The following is an 11,448-nucleotide window of genomic DNA, read 5'->3' on the forward strand; positions in this document are numbered from 1 at the left end:
ATCATCATGCTAGAACAATACCGAAAACACGTCGCCGAACGCGCTGCCGAAGGCATCGTTCCCAAACCACTGGACGCCGAACAAGTTGCCGCGCTGGTTGAATTATTAAAACAGCCGCCTGCCGGCGAAGAAGCGTTTCTGTTGGATTTGTTGGAAAACCGCATTCCAGCCGGCGTCGACGAAGCTGCGTATGTCAAAGCCGGTTTTTTGACTGCGGTTGCCAAAGGCGAGGCGACATCACCCTTGCTGACCCCGGAAAAAGCCACCGAATTGCTCGGCACGATGCTCGGTGGTTACAACGTCGCGCCGTTGATCGAATTGCTGGATAACGCCGCATTGGCGCCGATTGCCGCGAAAGCGCTGTCGCAAATTTTGCTGATCTTCGATGCCTTCCACGATGTGCAGGAGAAAGCCGAAGCAGGCAACGCTTACGCCAAACAAGTTTTGCAATCCTGGGCCGATGCCGAATGGTTTACCGCTAAACCGGAAGTGCCGGAAAAACTCACCGTGACGGTATTTAAAGTCACCGGCGAGACCAATACCGACGACCTGTCACCGGCACCGGATGCCTGGTCCAGACCGGATATTCCCTTGCACGCCAAAGCGATGCTCAAGATGCCGCGCGACGGCATCACCAATGCAGAGCAGCAAATTACCGAACTGAAAGCCAAGGGCTTTCCGGTTGCCTATGTCGGCGATGTGGTGGGTACCGGCTCGTCGCGCAAATCCGCGACCAACTCGGTGCTGTGGTTCATGGGCGACGACATTCCGTTCATTCCCAATAAACGCGGCGGCGGTGTCTGTATCGGCGGCAAGATCGCGCCGATTTTCTTCAACACCATGGAAGATTCCGGCGCGCTGCCAATCGAATGCGACGTCACCGGCATGGCGATGGGCGATGTAATCGACATTTATCCTTACCAAGGTGTCGTCAAGCGCCACGGTACGGATGAAGTGATCTGCGAGTTTGCGTTAAAAACCGAAGTGATCTTCGATGAAGTCCGCGCCGGTGGCCGGATTCCGTTGATCATCGGCCGTGGCTTGACCGACCGTGCCCGGCAATTCTTGGGTTTGCCTGCTTCTACGGTATTTCGCCGCTTGGGCGTGGCTCACGACAGCGGCAAAGGTTTTACTTTGGCGCAAAAAATCGTCGGCAGAGCTTGTGGTGTGGCTGGTGTCAGACCAGGAAGTTATTGCGAACCGAAAATGACCACCGTGGGTTCGCAAGATACCACTGGTCCTATGACCCGCGACGAACTGAAAGATCTGGCCTGCCTGGGCTTCTCGGCCGACTTGGTGATGCAATCCTTCTGCCACACTGCGGCTTATCCAAAGCCGGTGGACGTGCAAATGCAACACACGCTGCCGGACTTCATCATGACTCGTGGCGGTGTTTCCTTACGTCCGGGCGACGGCGTGATTCACTCCTGGCTGAACCGCATGCTGCTGCCGGACACGGTCGGCACCGGCGGAGACTCGCACACCCGTTTCCCGATTGGTATTTCCTTTCCGGCCGGCTCAGGTTTGGTGGCATTTGCTGCTGCGACTGGTGTGATGCCGCTGGATATGCCGGAATCGGTATTGGTGCGCTTCAAAGGCCAGATGCAGCCCGGCATTACCTTGCGCGATTTGGTCAACGCGATTCCGTATGCGGCTCTAAAAAGCGGCTCGTTGACAGTAGCCAAACAAGGCAAGAAAAACGTGTTTTCCGGCCGGATTTTGGAGATTGAGGGGTTGCCGGATTTGAAAGTCGAACAAGCGTTCGAGTTGTCCGACGCCTCGGCCGAACGCTCGGCCGGCGGTTGCACCATCAAACTCAACGAAGCGCCGATTCGCGAGTATCTGAATTCCAATATCACCTTGCTGAAATGGATGATTGCCGAAGGCTACGGCGATGCCCGTACCATCCAACGCCGCATCAAAGCCATGCAAGATTGGCTGGCCAATCCGGTTTTGATGGAAGCGGATAAAGATGCCGAATACGCGGAAATTATTGAAATTGATCTGAATGAAATCACCGAACCCTTGTTGGCTTGCCCGAACGATCCGGATGACATCAAACCATTGTCGGAAGTGGCGGGCACCAAGATCGACGAAGTCTTCATCGGTTCCTGCATGACCAACATCGGCCACTTCCGCGCTGCCGGCAAATTACTGGACAAAGCCGGTGCCTTGCCGACACGTTTGTGGGTAGCACCACCGACCAAAATGGACCAAAACCAATTGATCGAAGAAGGCTACTACGGCACCTTCGGCAAAGTCGGTGCGCGTACTGAAATGCCGGGCTGCTCCTTGTGCATGGGCAACCAGGCGCGTGTGGCGGAAGGCGCGACGGTGGTGTCAACGTCGACTCGTAATTTTCCTAACCGTTTGGGCAATGGTGCGAATGTCTATCTGTCCTCGGCGGAATTGGCGGCAGTCTGTTCGCTGTTAGGCAAGATTCCGACGGTTGCCGAGTATATGCAATATGCCGCCAGCATCGAACAGACCAGCGCGGATACCTACCGTTATCTTAACTTCGATCAAATTGACAGTTATCAGAGTAAGGCCAAGGAAGTTGCTTAGCCCAGCGGATTTTGGGCGTCTTGCCTCAGCAGGCGCGGTAACCCAGTTTTAGCTGGGCTACCGCGCTGCACCAGGTGGGAAGATATTTAAGTATCCGGCGCGGAAGTGGTAAGCAATGAAATAAACTTACAGGCTATCGATAATCTCCAGGCAGCGCTGAAAAGCACTACGGACGATGAAGAAGGTCATTGCAAGCGGGTAAGATAAATAGTGCTCCGGTAGTGCCAAACAAATCAGCACCAATACCGCAACGGCGCAGGAATCGAAGCGGGCCAAATATTTTTGCATATAACGCAAGGATTCTTGGGATTCCCAATCAAACTGCGGACTTTTGTTGATTAAACCCAGCAGCATCCAACTGCTGAGCAAAGCAAAATAAACTGGAAACACGCTGAATTGCGGTGAGCCGTCGCTGAATTGCGGACTCCAGTAACCGTACCAAGTCCATAAGCCTGCGGAGGCAAAACCATCGTGCCATATTTTGCTGGGTACTAATTTCAAACAACCGCCCAACAAAAAGAGTACCGCAAGGCATGCTCCCGCACCCCATACGGCCTCTATATTCAGTAAGGGTAAAAATGCATTTTGGGTCAGGGTTAAGGGACTTAACATTAGACAGCAGACGATGAAAATAGGCATGGTAGTAACAATGGCTTTTGAAGTTTTACACAGTCTGCCCTAAGCTCGACGGAATATGGCGGCATTACCTGGCTCGAAAAGTCCTGACCCTCTCATGCGGGCTCAGACTGGAGTCACGATATTTGCAAGCGCCTGGCCTTATCCGTTTAAGATATAAGGGCTGTCCTTACGTTGCGAATTTTTTGATTGTGACGTGCTTCTATACCGAGCGTCAATCACATAAAAATTGAGTTATTTCAGCTACCGAAAGCTTATTGCATATATCCCTAGTTAAAGCATTTATTAGCGCCTTGTTAATTGTTAGCCGTTGTTACACGCCAGGCAATCGGTAACGGCCTAGATTCACTCAATTTTCAATTGATTAAATGCGGCTGCAAAGCGGAGCGGAGCTGGGTGATTCTTTGTTCGGCCTGGTCACCGGCATAGGGTAGGCTGGCGAACTTTCCCCATACCGGCGCCGGCCAGGCTTTATCGGTTTGATAGCGCACCACATGGTGCAGATGCAATTGCGGGACGAGATTGCCGATTGCGGCAATATTGAGTTTGTCGGGGCGATAAATACTCGCAAGTGCCTCGGCAAGTAGGCAAGACTCGGCTTGCAGAGCCTGTCTATCCGCCTGTCCAAGCTGATAAATTTCTCTGATATTGTGGCGCCTGGGCACCAGGATGAACCACGGGTATTGACTATCGTTCATCATTAACAATTCCGTTAGCGCAAAGCTCCCTACGTTAAAGCAATCTTGCGCTAGTTGTTGATGAAGTACGAAATCGGGCATGGTTATCTCAAATGACGAATAAAATATTTAGCTGACTGATTCTGTAAAAGCCGACGTGCCAAAACCATCAGGGGCGACGCAACAGCTGCTCGCACAATGCCGGTAACGGCGGTGGTGGTAGCGGCACGCTTTTCGATGGGGCTTTGGCTTCCGCGGAAAACCACCAGGCCAAACTGGCGTCGCAACCGTCGCCGGCAGGCAATGATTCTTGCGAGTCGCAATGCGGACTATGGGCTGGGCATTTCAAGCGCACATGAAAATGATCGTCGTGTTTCCACCATGGGCGAATCTTGCGCAACCATTCGCCGGCGCCGGGGCTTTTAGTGGTGCACAATTCTTGTTTGATGCTAGGGTTAACAAAAATCCTGTCGACCTCGGGCTGGCGTGCGGCGGCTTCCAGTACCTTTGCCAGGTCCGGCGACCAATGTCGATAATCGATAGTATCGTTTTGCATGTTCACGACCGACGGTGCACTCCAGGTTTCACGTTCGTTGGCGCTTAGCGGCCGATTGCTGGCTTGTTCCGATAATAAAAACCATATATCCACATCCAAGCCTGACTGATGGCTGCGATGTCCGCTTAAAGTGGGGCCGCCGCGTGGTTGGCCTAAATCGCCGATCAACAACGAACCCAATTTATGCTCGGCGCTGAACTGGCCTAGATGCTGGATAAAACCGATTAGATTAGGGTGTCCGTAATAGCGGTGGCGTGACAAGCGCATCACCTGATAGCCCTGGCCGTCCAGGGGCAGGGTGGCCGCGCCGCTGATGCAGCCGCTGGTATAGGTGCCTATGCTTTCGCTGGGTTCCTGGGTCGGTGTGGTAATTTTTGCCCAGTCTTGAGCCGTTGAACCGGCCTTAACCTCGTAGCTGACGCTAAACGCGGCAACGCTTAATAATATAGTCGATAGGGCAGCAAATCGCATGATGAAGTAGCTAGGAAATGGAATGATTAGTTGGGATTATAGCGTTGGCTTGCCGATGCTTGCTATGGCATCGGTCACTCGCCGCCCCAAACTCATGCTGGGGATTTCCAGCCAATGATAAAACAACAAAGAAACCCCTTGTACGCAGACGATGGTGATAAGCCAGCCGCCAAACCAAAGTGCCAGCCGATTCTCGGTAAACCCTTCCAAAAATTTTAAAACAAGTGGCGTTAGACAAATCAGAATCGCCATGTGGCTGAGATAGGCACTGTAAGACACTTTGCCGATTTGCCTCAACACCGGTTGCGACAGCAAGCGTTGTGCATCGTTGGAGCCCAGTACGAACATCAAAATCAAGCCGGCACCCAGGCCAGAACCCAGCCAGACTGCGGTATCGCCAAATATATCGGACGGTACAAAAGTGCCGCAGGTATAAAACGCTAAGCCGGTCAATAGCAACAAACGCCGTTGCCAGCGGCGGCCGGATAAGTAATGGGTCAGATCGGTATAGTGTCTGGCAATGGTCATGCCCAATAGAAAATGCAGCAAGAAAATCGATACACCTAACAAGCTGGTCGCCAGTAAGCCAAAAAATACCAGCCAAGAACTGCCGCGTCCGGCCAGCAATAAGCCTACCGGCAGCAGCAAAGACAAGACCAATTCGATACTTAAAGTCCAAGCTTGCGGCAGTAGTACGATTAACGCGGGCAATTTCAATAAAAAACTCTCGCGTAGCATATCAGAGGGCGTTAACGGAAATTTATGCCACATGCCGGTTATCCAGTCAGTCGCCGGCAGACTGGTCTTCAGTATCGCGCTGTCGAAGGTGTTCACAAACAGGCCGGCGCTGATCAGCAAAACCAGTAAATACGGCAGCCAGATTCGGAACATCCGATTGATCAAGAAGCGCGCCAAATGAAATTCGCTGAGATCGGGTATGTGCCCTGCACGAAAATAGCGTAAAGACAGCACCACGCCGCTGAGCACGAAAAACATCGATACCGCCGCAGAGCCGTCCCACCAAATGTGTAGCGGCGAGAAATCCAACCATTGCTGGCAAAGCGGGGTCTCGCAGGGTAGGCCATAGGCGATGACGAAATGTTCGCTGATAACGGCCAGGGCCGCTAGGCCGCGAATAGTGTCAAGGTAACTGATATGAGTTTTAGGCGCCACGAGCTGATTTTATTAGAGTTGTAGGTAACGGCTGGCATAGGTATAGCAGGCTTTGGCCATTCGGCTAGGTAGACCTAATTCAGCGGACCCAGACGCCATACTGCCAACTGGCGTTGTAATTCCCGAGACCGCGGAGATCAGGAAAGACCGTGTTGGGCGGAGTTTTACATCTGCAAAAACTCCGCTGCTGGCTGTTTTAGCCTAATGCCATTGTGACTTGCGCACGTTGAAATTGCGGCCTTTGATTTTTCCGGCCCGCAAGCAGGTCAAAGCCTTATCCGCACTGCCGCGTTTCACCGCAACATAAGCGTGTTTATCGAAAATGTCGATTTTGCCTACTTCGCTGCCGGCTATGCCATTTGCGCCGGTGAGTGCGCCCAAAATGTCGCCCGGTCGCATCTTGTCTTTGCGGCCACCGTCTATCCATAGCGTGACCATCGGTGGCTCGAAGCGGTGTTCGCTACTCAGTTTAAACGGGGCGATTTCGTCCCATTTCACGGAACCTGCCATATAGTCTTCTATAGCTTTCACGCGGTTTAATTCGGCTTCGCTTACCAAACTCAGCGCCAAACCTTTCGCGCCGGCCCGGCCGGTCCGACCTATCCTGTGTATGTAGACTTCCGGGTCCCAGGGCAATTCGTAATTGATCACCGCTTGCATATCTTTAATATCCAGGCCGCGCGCGGCAACATCAGTGGCAACCAGAATCGAACAACTTTTATTGGCAAAGCGCACCAGCACTTGATCGCGGTCTTTTTGTTCCAGATCGCCGTGCAAGGCCTGTACGGAAAAGCCGCAATTGCTCAAGGTATCCGCTACGTCCTGGCATTCGCGCTTGGTGTTGCAAAATACCACCGTCGATTCCGGGCGATGATAAGCCAGCAAATAACCCAGCGCGTTCAGGCGCTTGGCTTTGTCTACCTGATGAAAACGTTGTTCGATAGGGTTGTCGTGATGGCTGGTTTCGACGCTGACAGACACCGGCTTGAATTGAAATTTCTGGCTCAAGGCGCGAATCGGCTCGGCGTAAGTCGCGGAGAACAGCAGCGTTTGCCGATGTGTCGGTGCATAGGAAATCACGTCGGAGATGATGTCGGCAAAACCCATGTCCAGCATGCGGTCGGCCTCGTCCAGCACCAGCACTTTCAAATGATCGAGGCGCAAGCTGGCTTTTTGCAGGTGTTCCTGCAAACGGCCCGGCGTTCCCACCACTACATGCACGCCGTGTTCCAGTGAACTGCGTTGCGGGGCAAACGGTGTGCCGCCGCACAAGGCCAGCACTTTAATATTTTGCGTGAAGCGGGCTAATTGGCGGATTTCCTTGCAAACCTGATCGGCCAATTCGCGGGTAGGGCAAATCACCATGGCTTGCACTTTAAAACTGCTCAAATCCAGCCGCGACAACAAGCCAATGCCAAACGCCGCAGTCTTGCCGCTGCCGGTCTTGGCTTGGGCGATCACATCCTTGCCTTCCAGAATATGCGGCAGACTTTCGGCCTGGATCGGTGTCAGGTGGGTATAACCCAGCGATTCGATGTTTTCCAGCAGAGCGGGTTTTAAGGGCAGGGACGAAAATTCAGGTGTATTCACAAAGGCTCTAATCGATATGATGCGGCGCGCTTGCCGACATGCGGGAGGCAATGATAACAGAGTTGCACTTTTGGTCCTCGCCGAATCAATAGGCTGCCAGGCTTGCAATTCGCGGCTGATTTTTATTAATCCGACCCTTAAATGCCGTTCGCCTTTATGTCCTTGAGGGTACTAAGTTTATTGAAGTAAGCACCCACCTGGGCTTCGACAAGCTTGTATGGTAAAGCTTAAGAGAATCGGGGAGACTTTGGGTGTCGGGATGGAGGGACGTCGACTGGTATCTGCTAAGACAGACCTCGCTGACAATGTGGGTTTGTTTTTGGGATTAGCGATTCAAAAAATTATCTACGACGACTGACAGTTTCGAAGCTCTTGATTGAGAAATTGGGGCAGTTATAGAGGAAGGTGTCGCTACTACAGTACTGCACCCTGAAGTGAGCCATGTTTTTATCAGTTCTTCCCGCGTCAACGAGAATTGTTGATCTGACTTCAGGCTAAGCAAAAACGATTTGATGTTTGCTGAAAATTGCAGAGCTTTTGATTCTGCTTGATCTCTAATCTCAGTTTTGAGACTGATTGTGACGTGACTAAAGCTTAGTGAGTGTTTGTACTCAAGAGGTACGACAAAGCGAAAATAGTAGATGCTTCGTCTACGAAACAGATAGCGAATGCGTGTCAAGATTTGACCCTTTTTGTAACAGGTTTTTGTAACAAAACGCTGTGACTTGAGGGTCTAAAATTGAAAAACGTCATGTTTCTCAATAAGTTAAATCGTGGCGGAGAAAGAGGGATTCGAACCCTCGATACGTTGCCGTATACACACTTTCCAGGCGTGCGCCTTCGACCGCTCGGCCATCTCTCCTAATACATTTTTGGGCTAATCGGCAGATTTAGTGCTTCAGAGCTCAATCTGCTTTTGTCGCTGTGATAGCGACCGCCCAATCCCGACTAGAATAATAGATACACGGTTATTTTGCAATTCTGACGAGTATTTTCTCGGTTATTGACCTAGGCCTTGAATTTCCCGTGGTCGTTACTTCCCTAAAAGGCAATCCAGTTTTAGTCATTGGCTTAGCGTCCAAGAAGCCGTTACTTGGGCTCGGTTGATGATGTTCTGCCGGATAAATAATTTGTTGAATTTTGCTCTTCAGTGGATCGTGGACTAAGTTTGCGCAGGGGTTTGCTGGAGAGTGAACTCACATTTTGTCGATGGCCTATCGGAGTGAACGGGGGAGCTCTATGAACGATATTTGTATTTCAAACGAAAAACCAAAAATTCTGATTGTCGATGATGTTCACGAAAACCTGCATACCTTGCTGAATATTTTGCGGCAAAATTATGCGGTGATGGCTGCTACTTCCGGTGAAAAAGCCCTGGAAATCGCCCGGCGCGCGTCGGCTCCGGATTTAATTTTGCTGGATATAAAAATGCCGGAAATGGATGGATACCAGGTGTTGGAATATCTGCGTGGTGATCCGGCAACAGCTGAAATCCCGGTCATTTTTGTGACTGCGGCGGCCGAAGTTGGTGACGACGCCAAGGGTATGGCACTGGGCGCCGACGACTATTTACTCAAGCCAGTAGTGCCCGAGTTGCTTCTAGCTCGGGTTAGACTGCATTTGGAGCTGGCCACCTATCGGAAACGCTATGGCAGACTATAATCGTTGGGGTCAATTGGCAACGCTGATCTAACTATTTTCCTGGACGATGAACAAAGACAAATCCCTATCGCTCAATCCCAGGCCGACTATTTTGGTGGTAGATGATCTTCCCGAAAATATTCACGGCTTACTCGAAGCACTTAAGGACGATTACGGCATTATGGTGGCGACGGAAGGCATGCGTGCGGTGGAGTTGGCGCAAGGCCCGACACCGCCTGATTTGGTATTGCTGGACGTCAGAATGCCGGGGATGGATGGCTATGAGGTTTGTAGGCGGCTTAAGAGCGATCCTAGAACCGCGGGGATACCCATTCTCTTTGTGACGATAGTCGAAGCGTCCATCGAAAAAATTCGCGGTTTTTCCATGGGCGCCGCCGATTTCATTACCAAGCCGTTTGATATTGACGAAGTACGGGCCAGGGTCAAAACGCATCTGGAACTGAGCCGCTTACGCCGCGCTCTGGAAGGCCGGGTGAAACGTCTGAGCGAATACCGGCATGCCACGGATGTGTCCAATATCGTATTCCGCACCGATCCGCACGGCGTAATCACTTTTGTAAACGATGCGTTTGTGCAAACCTACGGCTATACCCGCGAGGAGGTGATAGGCAAAACCAGCCGGATTCTCAAAGATCCCGACGCCGCTCCGGGTTTGCATCGGGAGTTATGGAACACGATTTTGGGCGGTGCAATCTGGCGCGGCACCTACAGCAATCTAACTAAATGCGGCGAGGTGATTTACATCAACAACACCATCGTCCCCATCCTTGACGCCGACGGTGCGATTCGCGAGTTTATCTCTACCAGCGTGAATGTCACCCATTTGATCAAACAGGAAGAATTGATTCGGGAACAGACCACGGATGCGCTAACCGGCTTGCCCAACCGGGTGAAATTGATGCAGGATTTGGCAAACGCCGGCCCGTCAATATTGGGCATGATCAACATCGATCAATTCAAAGCCATCAATGATTTTTACGGTTTGCGCAACGGCGATAAAGTCTTGTTGGAAATTGGCGAGCGTTTGCAAAAAATGAGCGGCGCCGATGCGCAGGCTTACCGCATCGGGGGCGATTTATTTGCTTTGCTCTCCAAAAATGGTGGCGATGCCGAGCGTTTCGAGCAACTGATAGACAGAATTATCAAGTATTTGGAATCGGAAGCGATCGATTGCGGCGAAGACAAGATTAACATCCGCGTGACCGCTGGCATCTGTTCGGGGGCCGACAACCCTTATACGCATGCGGCGCTGGCGTTGGAGCGCGCCAGGATCGAACGTCGGGATTATTTGATTTATACCGATCAGATGCAGATCAAATCGCACTACAAGGACAACATCCACTGGAGCCAGAAAATTCGCAGCGCCCTGGCCGACGGTCGCATCGTGCCTTTTTATCAACCCATCATCGACAATCGCAGCGGGAAAGTCGTGAAATACGAAGCGCTGATGCGGATGATAGACGAAGAGGGTAATGTGATTCCGCCCAGCTTTCTCGGGGTGGCAAAACGCACCCGGCAATATACCGCCTTGACTCGCACCATCATCGAGCAAGTCGTAAAAGCCTTGCCCGAGTCGGAGGGGGAGATGAGTATCAACCTAACCGTCGAGGATATTATCGATGCCAATACGGTGAGCTTCATTGCCGAAAAACTCTCCCAGCCCGGCGTCGGTTCGCGCATTGTGTTGGAGATTACCGAATCTGAAGGTATCGAAAGTTACGAGGAAGTACGGCAGTTTGTTAATCGCATGAAAGGCTATGGCTGTCATTTTGCGATTGATGATTTCGGCAGCGGCTATTCCAATTTCGTACATTTATTGCGGTTAAAGATCGATTACTTAAAGATCGACGGCTCCATCATCATGAATATTATCGACAATCCCGATTCTGAAGTGATTGCCCGCGTCATCGTCGATGCCGCGCGGCGCTTAGGCATGCGCACGGTTGCCGAATTTGTGGGTAGCGCGGAGATTCAAGCCAAGGTCGTTGAGTTGGGTATCGATTTTTCGCAAGGTTTTTATCTGGGCAAACCGGCACCGCAAACGCTGGGGACGCCCCGCCATGATTGAATCCAACGTGCGTCCGGGTGACGACATGAATCAGTCTGATTCAGGCAGCT

Annotated in this window: 9 protein-coding genes and 1 tRNA gene; 3 read left to right on the forward strand and 7 right to left on the reverse strand. The window is 51.7% G+C overall.

What is annotated here, in order from left to right; genetic code table 11:
- The first annotated feature begins 6 nt into the window (after nucleotides 1–6).
- Nucleotides 7–2,565 carry a bifunctional aconitate hydratase 2/2-methylisocitrate dehydratase gene (gene acnB / locus EBB_RS19295; RefSeq protein ID WP_192395378.1) on the forward strand — a complete coding sequence of 853 codons (2,559 nt, stop codon included), beginning with the start codon at nucleotides 7–9 and terminating at the stop codon, nucleotides 2,563–2,565.
- A gap of 126 nt (nucleotides 2,566–2,691) precedes the next feature.
- On the opposite strand, the gene EBB_RS19300 is transcribed toward acnB, so the two are convergent.
- The 7 genes from EBB_RS19300 to EBB_RS19325 all read right to left on the reverse strand — a co-directional run bounded on the left by EBB_RS19300 (nucleotide 2,692) and on the right by EBB_RS19325 (nucleotide 8,530).
- Nucleotides 2,692–3,066: a hypothetical protein gene (locus tag EBB_RS19300; protein ID WP_225587603.1), complete on the reverse strand. Its 375-nt coding sequence runs from the start codon at nucleotides 3,064–3,066 to the stop codon at nucleotides 2,692–2,694.
- A 491-nt stretch (nucleotides 3,067–3,557) separates the two neighbouring features.
- Nucleotides 3,558–3,980, reverse strand: a complete 423-nt coding sequence (locus tag EBB_RS19305; RefSeq protein WP_192395380.1) for an HIT domain-containing protein — start codon at nucleotides 3,978–3,980, stop codon at nucleotides 3,558–3,560.
- A 67-nt stretch (nucleotides 3,981–4,047) separates the two neighbouring features.
- A complete protein-coding gene (mepA, locus tag EBB_RS19310) occupies nucleotides 4,048–4,905 on the reverse strand; it encodes a penicillin-insensitive murein endopeptidase (RefSeq protein WP_192395381.1) in 858 nt (285 codons plus the stop codon).
- 36 nt (nucleotides 4,906–4,941) lie between these two features.
- The gene (locus tag EBB_RS19315; protein WP_192395382.1) at nucleotides 4,942–6,078 is read right to left on the reverse strand and encodes an acyltransferase family protein; all 1,137 of its coding nucleotides are present in this window, start codon (nucleotides 6,076–6,078) and stop codon (nucleotides 4,942–4,944) included.
- Between the two features lie 201 nt (nucleotides 6,079–6,279).
- The gene (gene dbpA / locus EBB_RS19320) at nucleotides 6,280–7,668 is read right to left on the reverse strand and encodes an ATP-dependent RNA helicase DbpA (protein ID WP_192395383.1); all 1,389 of its coding nucleotides are present in this window, start codon (nucleotides 7,666–7,668) and stop codon (nucleotides 6,280–6,282) included.
- A 325-nt stretch (nucleotides 7,669–7,993) separates the two neighbouring features.
- Nucleotides 7,994–8,347, reverse strand: coding sequence for a DUF6538 domain-containing protein (locus EBB_RS26770; protein WP_371741600.1), 354 nt, complete (start codon nucleotides 8,345–8,347; stop codon nucleotides 7,994–7,996).
- Nucleotides 8,348–8,442: 95 nt separating this feature from the next.
- A tRNA-Ser gene (locus EBB_RS19325) sits at nucleotides 8,443–8,530 on the reverse strand.
- 377 nt (nucleotides 8,531–8,907) lie between these two features.
- Here EBB_RS19325 and EBB_RS19330 point away from each other — a divergent pair.
- Both EBB_RS19330 and EBB_RS19335 read left to right on the forward strand, forming a co-directional pair.
- On the forward strand, nucleotides 8,908–9,330 hold the full coding sequence (locus EBB_RS19330) for a response regulator (RefSeq protein WP_192395384.1): 423 nt from the start codon (nucleotides 8,908–8,910) through the stop codon (nucleotides 9,328–9,330).
- 46 nt (nucleotides 9,331–9,376) lie between these two features.
- Nucleotides 9,377–11,398, forward strand: coding sequence for a GGDEF/EAL domain-containing response regulator (locus EBB_RS19335; RefSeq protein WP_192395385.1), 2,022 nt, complete (start codon nucleotides 9,377–9,379; stop codon nucleotides 11,396–11,398).
- The last annotated feature ends 50 nt before the right edge of the window (nucleotides 11,399–11,448 follow it).

It is taken from the genome of Methylomonas fluvii (assembly GCF_014850975.1).
Classification (GTDB): Bacteria; Pseudomonadota; Gammaproteobacteria; order Methylococcales; family Methylomonadaceae; genus Methylomonas; species Methylomonas fluvii.